Below are 18569 nucleotides of genomic sequence, written 5' to 3'. Positions count from 1 at the left end.
CGCGGGTCAGCGGCGTTGTCGGTCCGTCAGCGCATACGCGGCAAGCAGGCAGAGGCCGCACCCCGGCACCCAGGCGAGCTGGTACCAGTAGAAGAACGGCGTCCCCGCCAGCCGCGGCTCCGCGCCGGCGTACCAGGGGACCCACAGCAGGCCTGCGGCGGGCGCGAGGAGCAGTACGGCGATCGCGACGCGCCGTAGCCGGTGACGACCGGTCCGTGCCATGACCCGCGCTCCTCTCCCGCTCGCTGTCGGTCTGTGCAAGAGTTGCCCACCCGCCGGAACCGGTTGACAGCGAATTTCCAGAAGATTTCGCGCCGGTCGTGTGTCATCCGAACCGGCCTCTCGCGCAACTCTCGCCCGAGGGCACAGGCACACCAAGGACGGTGACCCATGGCCGACGGCGCCATGACCGCGACGTTCCTCGCCGTGATCGGCGGAGCGTCGCTGCTCGCCGTGACCGCGCGCCGGCTGCGCCCCAGCGACCGGCTGCCGTCCCTGGAGGGCTGGGCACTGGCCGACCGCAGCCTCGGCCCCGTGTGGACCTGGCTGCTGCTGGGCGGCACGATCTTCACCGCGTACACCTTCACCGCCGTGCCGGGACTGGCGTACGGCAACGGCGCGCCCGCCTTCTTCGCGGTGCCGTACACCGTGATCGTCTGCCCGCTCGCCTTCGTCCTGCTGAGCCGGCTGTGGACGGTCGCCCACCGGCACGGCTATGTCACCGCCGCCGACTTCGTGCGCGGCCGGTACGGCTCGCCGCCGCTGGCCCTGGTGGTCGCGCTGACCGGGATCCTCGCGACCATGCCGTATCTGGCGCTGCAACTGCTCGGCATACGGGCGGTGCTGGCGGCCGGCGGTGTGTATCCGCGGGGCGCGATGGGCGATCTGGTGATGGTGGCGCTGTTCGCCGGGCTCGCGGTGGCGACATATCGACACGGGCTGCGCGCGCCCACCGTGATCTCGGCGCTCAAGGCGGTCGCCGTCTTCGTCTCGCTCACCGCCGTGTGCTGGCTCGTCCTGGAGCGGCTCGGCGGGCCGGGTGCGGTCTTCGACGGCGCGGCGCAGCGGCTTGGCAGCCCGGCGCTGCTCCTCTCCCCCGAGCAGCAGCCGGCCTACGCCACCCTCGCCCTCGGCTCCGCGCTGGCCCTGCTGATGTACCCGCACGTGCTCACCGCCGGTTTCGCCGCCGACGGCCCACACACCCTGCGCAAGACCGCTGTGGCACTGCCCGCCTGGACCGGGCTGCTCGCCCTGTTCGGGTTCCTCGGCATCGCGGCGCTGGCGACGGGCGTACGGGCGCCGAGCGGCGGTGCCGAGGCGGCCGTACCGATGCTGGTGGACCGGCTGATGCCGGGACCGCTGGCCGGGCTGGTCTTCGGCGCGATCACCGTGGGTGCGCTGGTGCCCGCCGCCGTGATGTCCATAGCGGCCGCCACCAGCTTCGTACGCAACGTGTACGTCGAATACGTCCATCCGACCGCCACGCCCAAGCGGCAGGTGCGCATCGCCAAGGCGGTGTCGCTGACCGCGAAGGTGGGCGCGGTGGCGTTCGTGTTCGGGCTGCGCGACCAGGACGCCGTCAATCTCCAGCTCCTCGGCGGGGTCTGGATCCTGCAGATCTTCCCGGCGGTGGCCGTGGGGCTGTTCACCGGGCGGCTGCATCCACGGGCCCTGCTCGCCGGGTGGGGCGTGGGCATGGCGGCCGGGACCTTCATGGTCGTGCGCGAGGGGTTCTCGTCCATCGTGGCGCTGGGCTTCGGACCGCTGGAGATCTACGCCGGGCTCGCCGCGCTCGTGCTCAACCTGATCGTCGCCGTGGCCGCGACCGCGGTCCTCGAACGCCTCGGTGTCCCGCGCGGCATCGATCTGACCGACCTGCCGCCGCGCCTGACCGTGAGGTGGCGCCCGGAGACGGGAGCGAACAACCCGTGAGACGCACATCCGGCGCACCTGTACCGCTGCCCCGGCCCACCGCCCTCACCCCCGCGGTGAGCGACCCGGCCGACCTGGAGCGGGAGGCGGCTCTTGCCCGTCTGTTCGAGCTGCAGTACGCCTCGATGCTGCGCCTCGCCGTGCTGCTCGGCGCCGACGACCCGGAGAACGTGGTCGCCGAGGCCTTCTACCAGATCTACCGGAAGTGGCGGCGGCTGAGGGACACCCAGGCGGCGGAGGCGTATCTGCGGTCCACCGTCTGCAATCTGACGCGGATGCGCATACGTCACCTCCAAGTGGCCCGCAAGCACGAGGAGAAGCCGAGGGACGAACTCGTCGCCTCCGCCGAGAGCACCGCGCTGCTGCACGACGACCAGCGCGTGCTCATCGACGCCCTCCAGCAGCTGCCGGCCCGGCAGCGCGAGGCGCTGGTGCTGCGGCACTGGCTCGGACTGAAGGAGAGTGAGATCGCCGCGGCGATGGGGATCTCCTGCGGATCCGTCAAGACCCACACGGCGCGCGGCATCGCCGCACTGACCCAGGCGATGGAGGCCCGGCGATGACGCATCGAGATGCGACTCCGTCGCGTGGCACCAGTCCGAACCGCACCGAACGCGAGCTGCAGGAAGCCCTGGCCGCGCTGGCGGGCGGGGTGCGGGCCGCCCCCGACGCCTATCGCACGGCACGCGGCGAGTGGCTGCGCCGGGAACGCCGGCGGCGGCTCGTGCTCGCCGTGCTGATCGCGGTCGTCTTCGCCCTGGCCACGCTGATCGGCCTGTGGGTCCTCAACCAGGCCCCGGCGGATCCGGGGGTGATCTTCTCGGGACCGGGCTCCGCCGTCGCCGGTGCCTCACTCCCCCGGCCGATGCCCTGATTGCCCCCTCGGCCCGCCGGGAACCCGCAACTGCGTGCACCCGCGCATCGAGGACTACGCACTCATCGGCGACGAACAGACGGCGGCCCTGGTCGGCAGGGACGGCTCCATCGACTGGCTGTGTCTGCCGCGCTTCGACTCCGCCGCGTGCTTCGCCAGGCTCCTCGGGGACGAGGAGAACGGCCACTGGAGGATCGCCCCCAAGGACGCGGGCACGTGCACGCGCCGCGCCTACCGCCCCGACACGCTGGTGCTGGACACCGAATGGGAGACCGCCGAGGGCACGGTCCGGGTCACCGACCTGATGCCGCAGCGCGAGCGCGCCCCCGACGTCGTACGCATCGTGGAGGGCGTCAGCGGCCGCGTCACCGTGCGCAGCGTGCTCCGCCTGCGCTTCGACTACGGCGCGATCATCCCCTGGATGCGCAGATCCGGCGGCCACCGGGTCGCCGTCGCCGGGCCGGACTCGGTGTGGCTGCGCAGCGAGCCCGCCGTGCGGACGTGGGGCAAGGACTTCGGCACGTACGCGGAGTTCACCGTCGCGGAGGGCGAGCGGGTCGCGTTCGTCCTCACCTGGCACCCCTCCCACGAGCCCCGTCCCCGGCTCGTCGACCCGTACGAAGCGCTGCGCTCCAGCATCACGGACTGGCGGCGCTGGACGGTCCGCTGCGCGTACGACGGCCCGTACCGGGACGCGGTCGTACGGTCCCTGATCACCCTCAAGGCCCTCACCTACGCCCCGACCGGCGGCATCGTCGCCGCGGCCACCACCTCGCTGCCCGAGGAGCTGGGCGGCATCCGCAACTGGGACTACCGGTACTGCTGGCTGCGCGACTCCACCCTCACCCTCGGCGCCCTGCTGTCGGCCGGCTACCACAAGGAGGCCGAGGCCTGGCGCGACTGGCTGCTGCGGGCGGTGGCGGGCGACCCGGGGCATCTGCAGATCATGTACGGCGTGGCGGGCGAACGCAGGCTGCCCGAGTTCGAGGTGCCATGGCTGCCCGGCTTCGCCGACTCGGCACCCGTACGGATCGGCAACGGCGCCGTGAACCAGCTCCAGCTGGACGTGTACGGCGAGGTCCTCGACTCGCTGTGGCTGACCCGGCGGGCGGGCCTGTCGCCCAAGCCGCACATGTGGTCGCTCCAGGGCGTGCTGCTGGAGTGGCTGCGCGAGCACTGGCGGCAGCCGGACGAGGGCCTGTGGGAGATGCGCGGCGGCCGCCGTCACTTCGTGCACTCGAAGGTCATGGTGTGGGTGGCCGCCGACCGGGCCGTGCGCACGCTGGAGGAGCATCCGCAGCTGCCCGGGGACATGGCGGGCTGGCGCGCGCTGCGGGACGAGGTGCACCGCGAGGTGTGCGAGAAGGGCTACGACCCGGAACGGAACACCTTCACGCAGTACTACGGGTCGCGCGAACTGGACGCCGCCCTGCTGCTCATCCCGCGCGTCGGCTTCCTGCGGCCCGACGATCCGCGCGTCGTCGGCACGGTGGACGCGGTCCGCGAGGCGCTCGGGCACGGCGGCTTCCTACGCCGCTACGACAGCTCGGGCGCAACGGTCGACGGACTTCCCGGCACGGAAGGCGCGTTCCTGGCGTGCTCGTTCTGGCTCGCGGACGCCCTGCACATGACGGGCCGTACGGACGAGGCACGGGAGTTGTTCGAGGGGCTGGTCGGCCTCGCCAACGACGTGGGGCTGCTGGCCGAGGAGTACGACCCGGTGGCCGGCCGCCTGCTCGGCAACTTCCCGCAGGCGTTCAGCCACATCGGCCTGGTGAACACCGCTCTCGCCCTGTTCGGGGGCGACGGGGCAGGATAGGGGCCATGGATCTTGGACTGAAGGACCGGGTGTACGTCGTCACCGGGGCCACGCGCGGACTGGGCAATGCCGCGGCGCGCGAGCTCGTCGCCGACGGCGCGAAGGTGGTCGTCACGGGGCGGGACGAGAAGCGCGTCGCGGACACGGCGGCCGAACTGGGCCCGAACGCGGCCGGGGTGGCCGTCGACAACGCCGACCCGCAGGCTCCGGCGCGGCTGATCGCGGCCGCCCGCGAGCACTTCGGCGGCTTCGACGGCATCCTCGTCAGCGTCGGCGGCCCGCCGCCCGGCTTCGTCGCCGACAACACGGACGAGCAGTGGCATACGGCGTTCGACTCCGTGTTCCTCGGCGCGGTGCGGTTGGCTCGCGCCGCGTCGGCCGAGTTGGAGGCGGGCGGTGTCATCGGCTTCGTGCTGTCGGCTTCCGTGCACGAGCCGATTCCGGCGCTGACGATCTCCAACGGGCTGCGGCCCGGCCTGGCCGGGTTCGCCAAGTCGATCGCGGACGAGCTCGGGCCGCGGGGGATCCGTGTCGTGGGGCTGTTGCCCTCTCGTATCGACACGGATCGCGTGCGCGAGCTGGACGGGTTGTCCGCGGATCCCGAGGCCACTCGGGCGGCCAACGAGTCCCGGATTCCGTTGCGTCGGTACGGGACGCCGGAGGAGTTCGGGCGGGTGGCCGCGTTTCTGATGTCTCCGGCCGCGTCCTATCTGACCGGGATCATGGTGCCTGTCGATGGGGGGATGCGGCACGGGTTCTGAGCGGCGTCGCTGTCAAGTGACCCTCTCTGCACGGTGTTTGACCGCCCGCAGGCGTACCTCCGCCGGTAGCTTCGCCAGGCCCGCTGATTCGCGGGCGTGGGTCAGGGATTCGGTGGTGAGGTCGTGCAGGGCTGTCCCGGGGTCGACGTCCGGCTCCAGTTGGAGCCAGACGTGGGCCTCGGGGGCGGTGCGCCTGCCGGTCAGTGTGGCGTGTGCGTGCGCCACGCCGTCCAGGCGTGCCGCGTCGGCGGCGAGTACGCCCTCCAGGGCCCGCCCGCGCAGCAGCGCGCCCTCGCCGTCGCCGGTGTCGACGAGCAGTTCGGCGAGCCGGCGCCTGCGCAGCACCGCGGCGAGCCACCACAGGGCGAGCAGGACGAGGACGGCGAGCACGGCGAACACGGTCGGCCACCACCAGTCGGCGTCCCGCCAGCGCGTCCGCCGGGCCGCGCCGAGCAGGACGTCGTGCCGCCCGTCGTGGATCCACCACGACGGGGGCCGCACGCCCAGGCCCACGGCGAGCACCGGGCCGCCGAGGACGACCAGCAGCAGCCCGACGACTCCGATCAGCACGCGGTTGACCGCTCTGAGCACCGCCCTCACCCCTTCCGTCCGGGTCGCGCGACATGCAGGTTCAGCGCGGGCGGCCGGGTCAGGCCGAGGCCCCTGATCGCGTCCTTGAGGGTGCCGTCCAGGTCTGCGCGTACATCGTCGAGGTCGCGGAAGTGCGAGACCGCGCGGACGTCGGCCTTCCGCCGCCGCAGCCGCACCCGCACCGCCCGGACGCCCGCGATCTCCATGGCCCGGTCGCGCAGCACCATGGCGGCGGCGTCGCGCCGCAGTCCGGCCCGGACGTCGGTGTGCGGGCGCCGCATCGGCAGCAGGGCGCGCAGACCGGGCGTGACGGCGAGCACGATCAGCCACAGGCCGAGGGCCGTGGCGACTCCGGCGCCGACCAGCACCCAGGTGTCGTCGAGGGGCCGCGTGGAGAGCTGGCCGGCCAGCTCGCGGCGCCAGCGCATCGCGGGCCGGTGGGCTCGTACGGCGGCGACGTCGTAGAGGAAGGCGGCCGCGCCGACCAGGAGCAGCAGCGCGACCATGCCCGCGGGGAGGCGGCGCACCGACCAGAAGCGGTCGCTGCGGCCGTCGGTTCCTTCCTCCGCCGCCGGTGGGGGCGGTTCGGGCGCCTTCTCGATGACGGTCAGCGGCGTGGTCTCGGATCCCCGGGGCTCGCTCATCGCGTCCTCCCCTGTGCCGTGCCCTGTGGGTGTGCCGGGTGCAGCCGCTCCACCTGGACGACGACGACCGGCACCTCCATTCCCACCAACGCGCCTACCCGCTCGACGACATGGCGACGCACGGCCGCGCATCGGGCGCCGATGTCGCTCGGGTAGTCGAGTTCGAGGTGGACGCGGACCCGGACCGTGTCGTGGTGAACGACGACCGTGGCCTGCGGGGCGGCGGCTTCCTTCACCAACGGTTCGACCGCCTCGCGTGCCGCCTGGCCCGCGATCTTGGCGACGACCCGGTCGGCGATCCGCAGCGCACCGCGCTCCCCCGGTGCCACCACGGCCGGGAGTCTGCGCAGGTCAACGGCTCCCTCGCGCACGGACGTCACCGCCGCCGGTCGCGCCGGTGGTCACGCGTGCGGAAGAAGTCGCCCAGTTCCAGGTCCCCCTCCAGGAACCGGCCGGCGACGAACCCGACGGCGCCCAGCGCCGCCACCAGCAGGAAGGCACCGAACCCGCCGAAATATCCGGCGAAGCCGAGCGCCATCCCGGCGATCATGCCGACCATGGCCATGTTCATCCTGCGCTCCTCAGCCGTGCGTTGTCTGGTCGCCGGGCGTCACTGGATCCGGGGCTCCGGCTCCTCTTCTTCTTCCTCCGGCAGCTTGACATCACTCACCGCGATGTTGACCTCGACGACCTCGAGTCCGGTCATCCGTTCCACCGCGGCGACCACGTTCTCGCGTACGTCCCGGGCGACATCGCCGATCGACACGCCGTAGTCCACGACGATCTCCAGGTCGAGTGCGGTCTGCACCTCGCCGACCTCGGCCTTCACGCCGCGGGTCACCGACTTCGAGCCGCCCGGCACCCGGTCCCGTACGGCCCCGAAGGTCCGCGACAGTCCGCTGCCCATGGCATGCACGCCGAGCACGTCCCGCGCGGCCATCCCGGCGATCTTCTCCACGACACCGTCGGCGATGGTCGTGCGCCCTCGGCCCGCCGGATCGCCGCCACCGCGTCGGGTGGGCTTGCGCGTGGACACCGGCTGATCGCCCTCGGGGGTCGTCGTCCGGTTCTGCTCCGTCATGTCGGTCATGGCCGTACGTCCCTTTCGGTCGTCGTCCCCTCCGACCACGGTAAGCGCGGTTGCTCGATCGTGCGCCGGGGATGCGGCAGGCTGGAGCAATGACGGCGGATGGATGGACACAGGCCGTACGGCATCAACTCGGTCTCGGCAGACTGCTTCCGCTCGGCGGCCCGCGCGACAGCGTGTGGATCGCGGAGGCGGCGGCCCGCGCGGTGCTGCTGCGCGCGGCGGCGGAGGTGCCGGGCGTCGTGCCGGGCTCGCTGCGGATCACGCTCGCCGATCCGGAGGACGCGCACGAGCCCGCCGTACCGGCGCCGCCGGCGGCGTTTCCCCCGGGACCGCTCCGGGTGACGGCGGACTTCGCGGCGACGGCGGCCGAACCCCTGCCGTCGACGGCGTCCCGGCTGCGTCTGGCGCTGGCGAGCACGGCGGCGGACGGTCTCGGCCTCACGGTCGTGGAGGTGGACCTACGCGTGACGGACCTGCTGGAGGAGCCGACGGAGCCCGCTGAGGTGAGCCCGCCGCAGCCGGCGCGGGCCCGCGAGGCGACGGATCCGGACGAGGTCCGCGCGGCAGCGGCGGCGCTCTCCGTCCCGGGCGTGACCCATCTGACCGGCTTCCTGGGCGGGCTGGGCCGGGCGGTGCACATCGAGGAACGGCAGGAGGAGGCCACGCTGCCGCACCGCCACGTCCGGGTGGAGGTGGCGGTGGCCGGACACCGCCGGGCCCTGGACGTGGCCCAGCAGGTGCGCACGGCGGTGCGGGAGTCGCTGGACGATCACCCGACGGTGGCGGTGCTGGTCACCACGGTGAGCTGAGTGGGCGTCGGCTCATTCGCCCACGCCGGCCAGGTCCCGCAGTCGGCGGGCCTGGGCCTGCCGCTCGGCGGCACGCTGTTCCTCGTATGTACGGCCGCCGGCGGCGCGCAGCAGGGCCTTGGTCTCCACGACCGCGTCCCGGGGCGCGGCGAGCAGCGCGGACGCCAGGTCCCGCACCGCGCCGTCGAGTTCACCGGCGGGCACGGCGAGGTTCGCCAGCCCGGAACCGACGGCCTCCTCGGCATGGACGAACCGCCCGGTCGCGCAGATCTCCAGCGCGCGGGCGTATCCGACCAGCTCGACCAGCGGGTGCGTGCCCGTGAGGTCGGGCACGATCCCGAGGCTCGTCTCGCGCATGGCGAACTGCACGTCGTCGGCGACAACGCGCAGGTCACAGGCGAGGGCGAGCTGGAAGCCGGCACCGATGGCATGCCCCTGCACGGCGGCGATGGACACGATGTCGTTCCGCCGCCACCAGGTGAAGCCCTCCTGGTACTCGGCGATGGTCGCGTCCAGCGCGGCGTCGTCGCGGCGCGCGATGTCGGTGAACGTCGGCTCGCCCGGGATCCCCTCCGGCGTGAACATCTGACGGTCCAGGCCGGCGGAGAAGGACTTGCCCTCGCCGCGCAGCACGACGACCCGGACGGAGCCCGGCAGCAACCGGCCGGCCTCGGCCAACGCCCGCCACAGTGCGGGGCTTTGGGCGTTGCGCTTGGCCGGGTTGGTCAGCGTCACCGTGGCGAGCGCGTCGTCGACGGTGAGCCTTACGCCATCCTTGTCGAGTACAGGAGCGAGGTCCTGGTCGGGCGAAGCCATGGGGCGCCTCCGATGGGTGCGGTCGTCCTGCGCACCGTACGACATCGGGTCGTACGACGGCACAGCTAAGTGACTGCACAGTAACCACCCGGCCGATCACCCGACCGACCGGGTGGCCACCATCGAAGCCGATGGCCGCCCGAGGTCAGGACGTTGCGGCCTTCTTGCCCCGGGTCGCTCCGCCACGCCCACGCAGCGTGACGCCCGACTCGCTGAGCATCCGGTGTACGAAGCCATACGAGCGGCCGGTCTCCTCGGCCAGCGCCCGGATGCTCGCACCGGAGTCGTACTTCTTCTTCAGGTCTGCCGCGAGCTTGTCGCGCGCGGCGCCGGTCACCCGGCTGCCCTTCTTCAGAGTCTCGGCCACCCGTGCCTCCTCATGGGAAGTGCGCTCTGGTCCCCTCATGATCACCCCTCCGGGGCGTGATGGCCACCCATTCGGCAAGGTCCGTGAGACATGGTTTTGACGACAGGAGCACATCCCCACAAGCGGAATCCATCATTCCGAACGCTAGTGCCCATACGGCCGAACGGGTTCTTTCGCGAAGTACCAGGTCAGAGACGCGGCGCGGCCGACCCCTTGTCGACAAAGGGATCGGCCGCGAAATCGATGTAGGACACACCTCGATACGAGGAGATCTCACACAGATGATGGATCACGGCTAGGCCGAATGATCCATAACCCGTGGATCACCGATTCGATCAAGCGAGCGCGACGAGATCCGCGTAGTCCGCGCCCCACAGGTCCTCGACGCCGTCCGGCAGCAGGATGATCCGCTCCGGCTGGAGCGCCTCGACGGCACCCTCGTCGTGGGTGACGAGGACGACCGCGCCCTTGTAGGTGCGCAGCGCGCCGAGGATCTCCTCGCGGCTGGCCGGGTCGAGGTTGTTGGTCGGCTCGTCGAGCAGCAGGACGTTCGCCGACGAGACCACGAGCGTGGCCAGGGCGAGCCGGGTCTTCTCGCCGCCGGACAGGACACCGGCCGGCTTGTCCACGTCGTCGCCGGAGAAGAGGAACGAGCCCAGCACCTTGCGGACCTCCACGAGGTCCAGGTCAGGGGCGGCCGAGCGCATGTTCTCCAGGACCGTGCGCTCGGGGTCCAGGGTCTCGTGCTCCTGGGCGTAGTAGCCGAGCTTGAGGCCGTGACCGGGGACGACCTCGCCGGTGTCGGGCTGCTCCACCCCGCCGAGCAGCCGCAGCAGGGTGGTCTTTCCGGCACCGTTGAGACCGAGGATGACGACCCTCGACCCCTTGTCGATGGCCAGGTCGACGTCGGTGAAGATCTCCAGCGAGCCGTACGACTTGGACAGCCCCTCGGCCATCAGCGGGGTCTTGCCGCAGGGCGAGGGCTCGGGGAAGCGGAGCTTGGCGACCTTGTCGGACTGGCGGACCGCTTCGAGGCCGGACAGCAGCTTCTCGGCGCGGCGGGCCATGTTCTGCGCGGCCACCGTCTTGGTGGCCTTGGCGCGCATCTTGTCCGCCTGGGCGTTGAGCGCGGCGGCCTTCTTCTCGGCGTTCTGCCGCTCCCGCTTGCGGCGCTTCTCGTCGGCCTCGCGCTGCTGCTGGTAGAGCTTCCAGCCCATGTTGTAGACGTCGATCTGGGAGCGGTTGGCGTCCAGGTAGAACACCTTGTTCACGACCGTCTCGACCAGGTCGACGTCGTGGGAGATCACGATGAAGCCGCCGCGGTAGGTCTTCAGGTAGTCGCGCAGCCAGATGATCGAGTCCGCGTCGAGGTGGTTCGTCGGCTCGTCGAGCAGCAGCGTGTCCGCGTCGGAGAACAGGATCCGGGCCAGCTCGATACGGCGGCGCTGACCACCGGAGAGCGTGTGCAGGGGCTGGCCGAGCACACGGTCGGGCAGGTTGAGCGCGGCGGCGATGGTGGCGGCCTCGGCCTCGGCGGCGTACCCGCCCTTGGTGAGGAACTCGGTCTCCTGGCGCTCGTACTGCTTGAGGGCCTTCTCGCGGGTGGTGCCCTTGCCGGTGGCGATGCGCTCCTCGTTCTCGCGCATCTTGCGGATCAGTACGTCGAGGCCGCGCGCGGAGAGGATGCGGTCACGGGCGAGCACGTCGAGGTCGCCGGTGCGGGGGTCCTGGGGGAGGTAGCCGACCTCGCCGGAGCGGGTGACGGTGCCCCCGGCGGGGATGCCGTCGCCGGCCAGGACCTTGGTCAGGGTCGTCTTGCCTGCGCCGTTGCGGCCGACGAGACCGATGCGGTCGCCCTTGGCGACACGGAAGGAGGCGTTCTCGATGAGGATGCGGGCACCGGCGCGCAGCTCGATACCGGAGGCGGAGATCACGGACAGACTCCAGGGCGGAGGGGGTTGGCGGGTGGGCGGCTGAGGACGTTCCCGCCGTCTAATGCGCGAGGAGAATGGCCATGGGCCAAGTCTAACGGGGCGATGCAAGCGTTTTTTCTGCGCGCAGACGCACGGATGCGGCTGCCCGAGCTCCCGCACCAGGCGCACACCGACCACTCCACCCCAGCTCGCGAACGGCACCACCACGCACGGCCCGGCCGCCCGCACACACGGAGCGAGCGCCCGGCCAATGCCCCGACCGTGACGAACCGCACGCCGACGGCAGACACCGCGCGGCGAACGAGCCCAGCCAGCGGACAGCGCGACCGCGCGCGCTCCGGGGCCCACGGGCACCGAGCCGGGCGACCGGGTGCGGACGCGGCCCGGCCGCGATGAACCGCAGGCCCGCACCGCACCGGGGGCGAACCGGCCCAGGTCGCGGACAGCGACGCCGCGCACGCTCCCGGGCCTACAGGCACCGGGCCGGGCGACCGGGTGCGGGTGCGGCCCCGACCGTGACGAACCGCACGCCGACGACGAGCGTCGCGGGCGAACCAGCGCACAGTGCAACACCTTCTTCTGAGGCCCTGGTTCCCGGTCCCAGGGCGTTGTCAGTGGGGGGTGCCAGACTGGGCAGCAGGCTCACGACACCGGTGCAGGACCGACGCACGAGGAGTGATCGGCATGGCAGGTACGGGCGGTGGGCGGCCGAGTATTTTTCCGACGTTGCTCTACGTGGACGCGAAAGCCGCGATCAAGCAGCTCACGGAGGCCTTCGGGTTCACCGAGCTCTCGGTGTACGAGGGCGAGGACGGCTCGGTGCTGCACGCCGAGCTGGTGCAGGGCAACGGCGCCGTGATGATCGGCTCCAAGGGCCGCGGCGGTGTCTTCGACGCGGCGATGAAGGACGCGGGCCCCGCGGGTGTGTATGTCGTCGTGGACGACGTGGACACACACCACCAGCGCGCCGTGGACCACGGCGCGGACATCCTGATGCCCCCGACGGACCAGGACTACGGCTCGCGGGACTACATGGCCCGGGACGCCGAGGGCAACATCTGGAGCTTCGGCACGTACGCCCCCGAGATAGCGGCCTGAGCGGCCCCTCTCGCCCGCCCGGCTATCCCCCGGTGTGCACCTGGAAGGCCGCCCGGCGGACGGCCTTGGCCAGGGCGGGGTCGGGGTGGGCCGCGGCGAGGGCGACCAGGACCTGCACGGTGCGGGGATGACCGACGGCGCGCACCTCGTCCAGCAGTTGCGGGACGGTGGGCTGCACCGCGGACTCCAGGTGCCGGACGAGCAGCGGCGCCTCGCCGTGGTCGGCGACCGCGGCGGCGGTGTCCACCCACAGCCAGGTGGCCTCTTCCCGGGTGAGGACCTCGTGGGCGTCCTCCGGGTCGGCACCGTCGTGCTCGGCGAGCCACAGCAGGGCGTACGGCCGCAGGGTCGGATCGTCGGCCACCGCGCGGACGTCGGGTTCGGCGGGGGCGCCGACGACACGCAGCGCCTCGAAGGCGAGGCCGCGCAGCAGGGCGTCCTCGCCGCGGGCGGCACCGATGAGTTCGGTGACGGCGCTGCCGACGGTGCGCGCCGCGAGCCAGGCGCGGTACTCGGCGCGGGCCGCGTTGGGGCGGAGCTGGGCGCAGCCGCGCAGCATGGCCTCGGCGGCCTGCTCGATGTTCCCGGCGGGGCTCTGTGCGGCCACGCAGATCTGCTCCAGCTTGACCCAGACCGCCCAGCTGCCCAGCGGGGTGAGCGTGGCCTGGCCGTCGCCGCAGGTGAGGGCGCCGACGGAGGCGAGGGCGTGCAGGGACCAGTCGAGCAGGGGGGCGAGCGGGGTGTCCCCGACGGGTGCGGGTTCCGCCGCGTCGACGCCGACGGGCGGCGCGGCGGTGGCGAGGCTCGCGGGCCCTGGCTCGTAGGGGACTTCGCAGCGCTCGGTGCGCAGTTCGGTGACCCGCTGCTGGAGCAGGTCGAGAAGCTGCTCGACCGGGACGGGACCGGCGGACAGCTGGAGGAAGGAGAGCACCTGGGGCATGGCCGAGACGACCTCGGCGACCGCGGCGGGCTCGTGGTCCGGGGGTTCCGGGTGGGCGAGCGACCAGGCGTCGAAGAGGGCGACCCAGCCGCGCAGTACGGCGCTGTCGTCCCGGTCCCAGGCGCGCAGCCGCCAGCCGGGGCGCGCGCTGTCGCCGTGCACCTCGACGAGGCCCGCGAGGCGGGCGATGTCCCAGTCGGCGCGCACCTGAGCCGAGGTCAGGCCCAGGTCGGCGGCCGCCCGTTCGGCGGTCGCGTCGGAGAGGGTGGCCTTGCCGTCGTCGGTCCCACCGGCGCGGCCGGGGCCGAGGGCGGCGTCGGCCCAGTGGGCGACGCGGGCCGCGTCGGCCAGACCGGAGCGCGCCATTCTGGCCAGTTCCACAGGGGCCGGTGTGCCCTCCGGAGGGCGCGGTGCGGGGCGGCGCGAGGGCCGCTGGTTCATCGCTCTGGGGGCGGCGGCCAGGGGTCGCGGTCGGACAAGTCGAAGCCTGGAGTCGCGCGGGATACGGGACGTCACAGGTGCAGTCTTCCGGTTGACGGTCCGAAAACCCAAACGGAATGTCACGGCGGGCGACGGGGCTGGCCAACGCACGCGCTCCGGCGGGGGCCGGGGAGGCGGGTTCAGGCCAGTAGTACGGCCTTAAACGGAACGGCCGGGACCGGGCTTGCGGCCCGGGAGCCCGGCAGGCGGGAGAGTGCGGGAAACCTCACATCAGCGGGGTCAGGAAACGGCGCAGCCGCTCCTCGTACTCCTTCGGGTCGGCGTTCCACATCGCCGCGTGCGGGGCGTGCGGCACCGTATGGAGGGCGACGCGGTCGGGGCGGCGGGCGGCGAGCCGGCGGGAGTGGGCCCAGGGGGCCACCTCGTCGTCCGGGCCATGGATGATCAGGGTGGGCACCCTGAGCTGGTCGGGGTCCGCGGTCTCGGCGACATGGTCGGCGTGCAGACCGGCGCGGCCCTGGGCGGCGCGCACCGCGAGCGGCAACAGGGCCTCCGGGGTGTGCCGGGCCGTGGCCAGGGCGCGCAGCGTGGCCTCCCAGCTGAGGACCGGCGAGTCGAGGACCAGACCGGCGACGTGGTCGCGCACCGGGGAGTGCAGGGCGGCGCGCAGCGCCATGGTGGCGCCGGTGGACCAGCCGTACAGGACGACGCGGCGCGCGCCGTACCGGACGGCGTAGCGGATCGCCGCGTCCAGGTCGCGCCATTCGGTCTCGCCGAGGTGGTTGAGTCCGTCCGGCGGGCGGGGTGCGCCGAGGTCGCCGCGGTAGGCGAGGTCGAGCACCGGGAGGCGCCGGTGGTGCAGGAACCCCATGACGTTCATGGGGTGCTCGCGGGTGGTGCCCAGGCCGTGCACGGTGATCACCCAGGTGTCCCGGTACCCGGGCACGAACCAGGCGGGCAGGGCGCCGAGTTCGCCGGGCACGTCGATGTCGGCGTGGTCGAGGCCGAGGGCGGTGCTCGGGTTGCCGACGTGCACGTTCGGGGTGAGCCAGACCCTGTCGCCGGAGTCGAGGGTGCCGTGCGTGACCCGTTCCAGGCGGCGTACGACGGTGTCGGCCTTGTGCTCGGCGGACTCCAGGACGGGTCCGACGACAGCGTGCGAGCCGTCGCCGGACAGGCCGTAGAGGCCGGGGCGCAGGGAGGCCAGGTCGCGGGTGAGCGTGATCCGGCCCGCGGCGGTGCCGTGCACGGTGAGCCGGGGCTCGGTGGGCAGTGGCCGGCCGGGCGGCGCCTTGAGTGCGGCGTCGCTGGCTATCCGCCCGGCGGCGACGCCGGCCGCGCCGGCCGCCAGGACCGCGGTGACGGCTGCGGCCGTCGCTGTGACAGTGCGCACCCCTCCAGTGTCCCGGCGGACGCGGTCACCGGCCAGTGGGCGCAGGCCCGTCCGGTGACACCTGCGGTTTTCGGCCGGTGGCACCGGGTGTTCCCGGAGGGCGCCGGACCGTCCCGACGGCCGTCAGCGGCGCTGGCCGTATGCCCGCAGCCGCTCCCCGGCCTCGGCCAGCTGCCGCTCCGACAGCAGCGACGGTGTCAGGCCGGGTACCGATGACGCCGTCAGCCACAGCCGGCACATCCACTCCAGCTGGGCGGTGCGGTCGTAGGCCTGGTCGAGGGAGGTGCCGTAGGTGAGGGTGCCGTGGTTCTGGAGGAGACAGCCCGAGCGGTCGGCGAGGGCCTGGAGCATGTTCTCGGCCAACTCGTCGGTGCCGTACGTCGCATAGGGGGCAACCCTGACGGGGCCGCCGAGGGCGCCGGTCATGTAGTGGATCGACGGGAGTTCGGTGACGAGCGTCGAGACGGCGGTCGCGTGGACGGCGTGGGTGTGCACGACGGCGCGGGCGTCGGTGGTGCGGTAGACGGCGAGATGCATGGGCAGCTCGCTGGTCGGGACGAGGGTGCCGAGCACCTGCCGCCTGGCGAGGTCCACCCCGGTCACGTCGTCCGGCGTCAGCCGGTCGTAGGGCACGCCCGACGGCGTGACCAGCACGGTGTCGCCGACGCGCACGGACACATTGCCGGAGGTGCCGACGACCAGGCCGTCGGACACGGTCCGGCGGGCTGTCGCGACGAGCGCCTCCCAGGCGTGCGCCTCCCCGTCGGACACAGACCTCCTCCGTACCTCCGGCACAAGCGGTGTGCCCTCCCGGTCATCCCGTTCGTCCCGCTGGTCCCGCCGCTGCTCAGCCATGCGGCGATCCTGCCAGCCGGCGCCCCGGCGTCCACGGCGGGCCTGCCGAAGGGACACGACGTCCCGTCCCACCAGGCCGTCTGCCGGGTGACCAAAGTCTCTTCGACGGGCCGTTGAACCGGCTGAGGTCGTCCGCCCGGGGCAACTGGTCAAGGGGCGTCTGGGCCGCCGGGCCGGAGCGGGCCGCACTGGAGCGGCGACCCCTCGTTTGCGACACCCCGAGTCCTGCCTCAGTTCACCTTCCGTTCACCCAGGTTGCCTACGGTCAACCAGCCAATGACGTCCTCTGAACGATTGCCTGGGTAAATGGAAAACTTCTCGCTGATCCTCGCGATTGTGGTGGTAACCGCACTCGCGTTTGATTTCACGAACGGTTTCCACGACACCGCCAACGCGATGGCCACGACCATCTCGACCGGTGCGCTCAAGCCCAAGGTCGCGGTGGCCATGTCCGCCGCGCTCAACCTTGTAGGCGCCTTCCTCTCCGTGGAGGTCGCCAACACGATCTCCAAGGGTCTCGTCGACGAGACCGGCATCCGTCCCGAGGTCATCTTCGCCGCCCTGGTCGGCGCGATCCTCTGGAACCTGCTGACCTGGCTGGTCGGGCTCCCGTCCAGCTCCTCGCATGCCCTGATGGGTGGTCTGATCGGCGCGACGATCGCGTCGGCCGGCACCGGCGCCGTCCACGGCGACGTGCTCGTCACCAAGGTCCTGATCCCGGCCGTCGCGGCCCCGATCGTCGCCGGCGTGGCCGCCATGCTCGCCACGAGGTTCTCCTACGGGCTGAGCAAGGACGCCGACAGCGCGGCCACCCGCAAGGGCTACCGCGCCGGCCAGATCGCCTCCGCCGGTCTCGTCTCCCTCGCCCACGGCACCAACGACGCGCAGAAGACGATGGGCATCATCACCCTCGCGCTGATCGCCGGCGGCGCCATCGCCCCCGACTCCAACCCTCCCGTCTGGGTGATCCTCTCCGCCGGCCTCGCCATCGCGCTCGGCACCTACATCGGCGGCTGGCGCATCATCCGCACCATGGGCAAGGGCCTGACCGACCTTCAGCCGCAGCAGGGCTTCTCCGCCCAGACCAGCGCCGCGACGGTCATCCTGGCCTCCTCCCACCTGGGCTTCTCCCTCTCCACCACGCACGCCGTCTCCGGCTCCGTGATGGGCGCGGGCATGGGCCGCAAGGGCGGCGTGGTCCGCTGGTCCACCGCGACCCGCATGGTCGTGGCCTGGGCGCTGACCCTGCCGGCGGCCGCCCTGGTCGCTGCGCTCGCGGAGTCCGTGACCGACCTGGGCAACTGGGGCACCGCGGTCGTCGCCGTCTTCCTGATCGCCTCCAGCGCCGCGATCTGGAAGCTCTCGCGTCGCCTGGTGGTCGACCACAGCAACGTCAACGACACCGAGGAGCCGGCCGGTGTGGTGACCACGGCGATGGCCGCCGTGACGCCGCCCCCGGCGGGCACCGTGACCGAGGACCTGACGGCCACCATCCCGTCCCCCGCGACCGCCCCCGCCACCGACCCGGCCGCCCCTCCGGCCGCCACCGTCTGACCCCGAGACCCGGTTACTAAGGAAGCATCACCATGAAGATCGACTGGGCAGCCCTCGGCTCCGTCTTCGGCGTCAGCCTCGTGGTCACCGTGGGCCTCGTGGCCCTGTTCACCCTGGGCGTCAAGGGCCTCGCGCACCGCGAGCGCGCCACGGCCCAGGGCGGCTCCGCCCCCCTCGCGGTCACCGGAGCGTACGTCTGCTTCGCGGCCTGCGCGGCGGCGGTGGCGTACGGCATCTACCTGATCATGGCCAAGGCCTGACCCCGGCCCAGCTCATGGCCAAGGCCTGACCGAGCTTTACCGGGCTCCTCCCCGATACTTCGGGGAGGAGCCTTTTCGCGTGCCCCCACACCCGCCCGCGCAGCGCCGGTGTGGGTCTCAGCACACTCTCCCCTTGCAGGTCAACGGCAAGTTGACGGCCCTTCCGGGGGCGTGGTGGACTGCCGGAGCCATGTACGGCGGCAAGGGAGGAAGCCGGTGTGAATCCGGCGCGGTCCCGCCACTGTCACCGGGGAAGAACTCTCCGGAAGCCAGGAACTCCCACCGCCGGTCTCGTCGAACCAGGGCGCGGACACCCTGAGTGAGGACATATCGCCATGCTCGGCTGCCGATTGAGGTACAGCACCAGGTCGCTGCTCGACCCCACGGCCGG

21 protein-coding genes and 1 riboswitch are annotated in these 18569 nt (G+C 72.4%); of the genes, 9 read left to right on the top strand and 12 right to left on the bottom strand.

The features are described from left to right. Window positions 1-6 precede the first annotated feature (6 nt). A complete protein-coding gene (locus ACZ4EG_RS16720) occupies window positions 7-222 on the bottom strand; it encodes a DUF3311 domain-containing protein (RefSeq protein WP_453548568.1) in 216 nt (71 codons plus the stop codon). Window positions 223-390: 168 nt separating this feature from the next. On the opposite strand from ACZ4EG_RS16720, the gene ACZ4EG_RS16715 reads away from it, so the two are divergent. From ACZ4EG_RS16715 to ACZ4EG_RS16695, 5 genes are read left to right on the top strand one after another with little or no spacing between them, the layout of a single operon-like run. After that, window positions 391-1932, top strand: coding sequence for a sodium:solute symporter family protein (locus tag ACZ4EG_RS16715; protein ID WP_453548565.1), 1542 nt, complete (start codon window positions 391-393; stop codon window positions 1930-1932). Continuing rightward, window positions 1929-2495: a sigma-70 family RNA polymerase sigma factor gene (locus tag ACZ4EG_RS16710; RefSeq protein ID WP_453548563.1), complete on the top strand. Its 567-nt coding sequence runs from the start codon at window positions 1929-1931 to the stop codon at window positions 2493-2495. The genes ACZ4EG_RS16715 and ACZ4EG_RS16710 overlap by 4 nt, the downstream gene beginning before the upstream one ends. Then, window positions 2492-2806: a hypothetical protein gene (locus tag ACZ4EG_RS16705; protein WP_453548561.1), complete on the top strand. Its 315-nt coding sequence runs from the start codon at window positions 2492-2494 to the stop codon at window positions 2804-2806. Before ACZ4EG_RS16710 ends, ACZ4EG_RS16705 begins: the two co-directional genes overlap by 4 nt. Window positions 2807-2840: 34 nt before the next feature. After that, window positions 2841-4625, top strand: a complete 1785-nt coding sequence (locus tag ACZ4EG_RS16700) for a glycoside hydrolase family 15 protein (RefSeq protein ID WP_453548559.1) — start codon at window positions 2841-2843, stop codon at window positions 4623-4625. Between the two features lie 5 nt (window positions 4626-4630). Then, a complete protein-coding gene (locus ACZ4EG_RS16695) occupies window positions 4631-5386 on the top strand; it encodes an SDR family oxidoreductase (protein WP_453548556.1) in 756 nt (251 codons plus the stop codon). Between the two features lie 12 nt (window positions 5387-5398). Here ACZ4EG_RS16695 and amaP read toward each other — a convergent pair whose 3' ends face one another. The 5 genes from amaP to ACZ4EG_RS16670 are packed head-to-tail and all read right to left on the bottom strand — an operon-like array spanning window position 5399 to window position 7711. Continuing rightward, window positions 5399-5986: an alkaline shock response membrane anchor protein AmaP gene (gene amaP, locus ACZ4EG_RS16690; protein ID WP_453548554.1), complete on the bottom strand. Its 588-nt coding sequence runs from the start codon at window positions 5984-5986 to the stop codon at window positions 5399-5401. After that, on the bottom strand, window positions 5983-6621 hold the full coding sequence (locus ACZ4EG_RS16685; protein ID WP_453548552.1) for a DUF6286 domain-containing protein: 639 nt from the start codon (window positions 6619-6621) through the stop codon (window positions 5983-5985). The genes amaP and ACZ4EG_RS16685 overlap by 4 nt, the downstream gene beginning before the upstream one ends. Further along, a complete protein-coding gene (locus ACZ4EG_RS16680; protein ID WP_453548550.1) occupies window positions 6618-7001 on the bottom strand; it encodes an Asp23/Gls24 family envelope stress response protein in 384 nt (127 codons plus the stop codon). The genes ACZ4EG_RS16685 and ACZ4EG_RS16680 overlap by 4 nt, the downstream gene beginning before the upstream one ends. Continuing rightward, complete coding sequence (locus ACZ4EG_RS16675) at window positions 6998-7192, bottom strand: hypothetical protein (protein WP_453548548.1); 195 nt, start codon at window positions 7190-7192, stop codon at window positions 6998-7000. Before ACZ4EG_RS16675 ends, ACZ4EG_RS16680 begins: the two co-directional genes overlap by 4 nt. A gap of 39 nt (window positions 7193-7231) precedes the next feature. Then, window positions 7232-7711 carry an Asp23/Gls24 family envelope stress response protein gene (locus ACZ4EG_RS16670; RefSeq protein ID WP_453548545.1) on the bottom strand — a complete coding sequence of 160 codons (480 nt, stop codon included), beginning with the start codon at window positions 7709-7711 and terminating at the stop codon, window positions 7232-7234. Between the two features lie 89 nt (window positions 7712-7800). Here ACZ4EG_RS16670 and ACZ4EG_RS16665 point away from each other — a divergent pair, with 89 nt between their 5' ends. Further along, on the top strand, window positions 7801-8520 hold the full coding sequence (locus tag ACZ4EG_RS16665) for a nucleopolyhedrovirus P10 family protein (RefSeq protein ID WP_453548543.1): 720 nt from the start codon (window positions 7801-7803) through the stop codon (window positions 8518-8520). A 12-nt stretch (window positions 8521-8532) separates the two neighbouring features. Here ACZ4EG_RS16665 and ACZ4EG_RS16660 read toward each other — a convergent pair whose 3' ends face one another. From ACZ4EG_RS16660 to abc-f, 3 genes are all read right to left on the bottom strand, one after another. Continuing rightward, window positions 8533-9336, bottom strand: coding sequence for an enoyl-CoA hydratase/isomerase family protein (locus ACZ4EG_RS16660; RefSeq protein ID WP_453548542.1), 804 nt, complete (start codon window positions 9334-9336; stop codon window positions 8533-8535). Between the two features lie 145 nt (window positions 9337-9481). After that, on the bottom strand, window positions 9482-9703 hold the full coding sequence (locus ACZ4EG_RS16655; protein ID WP_010355597.1) for a helix-turn-helix domain-containing protein: 222 nt from the start codon (window positions 9701-9703) through the stop codon (window positions 9482-9484). A 335-nt stretch (window positions 9704-10038) separates the two neighbouring features. Continuing rightward, window positions 10039-11637, bottom strand: coding sequence for a ribosomal protection-like ABC-F family protein (abc-f, locus tag ACZ4EG_RS16650; RefSeq protein ID WP_467791086.1), 1599 nt, complete (start codon window positions 11635-11637; stop codon window positions 10039-10041). Between the two features lie 684 nt (window positions 11638-12321). Here abc-f and ACZ4EG_RS16645 point away from each other — a divergent pair. Beyond that, window positions 12322-12735 carry a VOC family protein gene (locus ACZ4EG_RS16645; protein ID WP_390711324.1) on the top strand — a complete coding sequence of 138 codons (414 nt, stop codon included), beginning with the start codon at window positions 12322-12324 and terminating at the stop codon, window positions 12733-12735. Between the two features lie 22 nt (window positions 12736-12757). Here the strand turns inward: ACZ4EG_RS16645 and ACZ4EG_RS16640 are convergent, their stop codons facing one another. From ACZ4EG_RS16640 to ACZ4EG_RS16630, 3 genes are all read right to left on the bottom strand, one after another. After that, complete coding sequence (locus tag ACZ4EG_RS16640; protein ID WP_467791085.1) at window positions 12758-14191, bottom strand: hypothetical protein; 1434 nt, start codon at window positions 14189-14191, stop codon at window positions 12758-12760. A 190-nt stretch (window positions 14192-14381) separates the two neighbouring features. Next, the gene (locus ACZ4EG_RS16635) at window positions 14382-15509 is read right to left on the bottom strand and encodes an alpha/beta hydrolase family protein (protein WP_453548536.1); all 1128 of its coding nucleotides are present in this window, start codon (window positions 15507-15509) and stop codon (window positions 14382-14384) included. A 123-nt stretch (window positions 15510-15632) separates the two neighbouring features. Then, window positions 15633-16364, bottom strand: coding sequence for a class II aldolase/adducin family protein (locus ACZ4EG_RS16630; RefSeq protein ID WP_467791084.1), 732 nt, complete (start codon window positions 16362-16364; stop codon window positions 15633-15635). 306 nt (window positions 16365-16670) lie between these two features. Here ACZ4EG_RS16630 and ACZ4EG_RS16625 point away from each other — a divergent pair, with 306 nt between their 5' ends. Next, window positions 16671-17918 carry an inorganic phosphate transporter gene (locus ACZ4EG_RS16625; protein ID WP_453548532.1) on the top strand — a complete coding sequence of 416 codons (1248 nt, stop codon included), beginning with the start codon at window positions 16671-16673 and terminating at the stop codon, window positions 17916-17918. A gap of 32 nt (window positions 17919-17950) precedes the next feature. Next, on the top strand, window positions 17951-18178 hold the full coding sequence (locus ACZ4EG_RS16620) for a hypothetical protein (RefSeq protein ID WP_263207263.1): 228 nt from the start codon (window positions 17951-17953) through the stop codon (window positions 18176-18178). Between the two features lie 158 nt (window positions 18179-18336). Continuing rightward, window positions 18337-18476, top strand: a riboswitch (cobalamin riboswitch). Window positions 18477-18569: the final 93 nt, after the last annotated feature.

Source organism: Streptomyces sp. NPDC025638, from assembly GCF_055558775.1.
This window is presented reverse-complemented; position numbering and strand designations above follow the sequence as displayed.

Excerpts from the sequence above, each read along its gene's own strand:
- ACZ4EG_RS16675 (WP_453548548.1), bottom strand. The coding sequence starts at position 7,192 with ATGAACATGGCCATGGTCGGCATGATCGCCGGGATGGCGCTCGGCTTC.
- ACZ4EG_RS16660 (WP_453548542.1), bottom strand. The coding sequence starts at position 9,336 with ATGGCTTCGCCCGACCAGGACCTCGCTCCTGTACTCGACAAGGATGGC.
- ACZ4EG_RS16645 (WP_390711324.1), top strand. The coding sequence starts at position 12,322 with ATGGCAGGTACGGGCGGTGGGCGGCCGAGTATTTTTCCGACGTTGCTC.
- ACZ4EG_RS16715 (WP_453548565.1), top strand. The coding sequence starts at position 391 with ATGGCCGACGGCGCCATGACCGCGACGTTCCTCGCCGTGATCGGCGGA.
- ACZ4EG_RS16685 (WP_453548552.1), bottom strand. The coding sequence starts at position 6,621 with ATGAGCGAGCCCCGGGGATCCGAGACCACGCCGCTGACCGTCATCGAG.
- ACZ4EG_RS16695 (WP_453548556.1), top strand. The coding sequence starts at position 4,631 with ATGGATCTTGGACTGAAGGACCGGGTGTACGTCGTCACCGGGGCCACG.
- ACZ4EG_RS16665 (WP_453548543.1), top strand. The coding sequence starts at position 7,801 with ATGACGGCGGATGGATGGACACAGGCCGTACGGCATCAACTCGGTCTC.
- ACZ4EG_RS16705 (WP_453548561.1), top strand. The coding sequence starts at position 2,492 with ATGACGCATCGAGATGCGACTCCGTCGCGTGGCACCAGTCCGAACCGC.
- ACZ4EG_RS16670 (WP_453548545.1), bottom strand. The coding sequence starts at position 7,711 with ATGACCGACATGACGGAGCAGAACCGGACGACGACCCCCGAGGGCGAT.
- ACZ4EG_RS16625 (WP_453548532.1), top strand. The coding sequence starts at position 16,671 with ATGGAAAACTTCTCGCTGATCCTCGCGATTGTGGTGGTAACCGCACTC.
- ACZ4EG_RS16620 (WP_263207263.1), top strand. The coding sequence starts at position 17,951 with ATGAAGATCGACTGGGCAGCCCTCGGCTCCGTCTTCGGCGTCAGCCTC.
- ACZ4EG_RS16630 (WP_467791084.1), bottom strand. The coding sequence starts at position 16,364 with ATGGCTGAGCAGCGGCGGGACCAGCGGGACGAACGGGATGACCGGGAG.
- ACZ4EG_RS16720 (WP_453548568.1), bottom strand. The coding sequence starts at position 222 with ATGGCACGGACCGGTCGTCACCGGCTACGGCGCGTCGCGATCGCCGTA.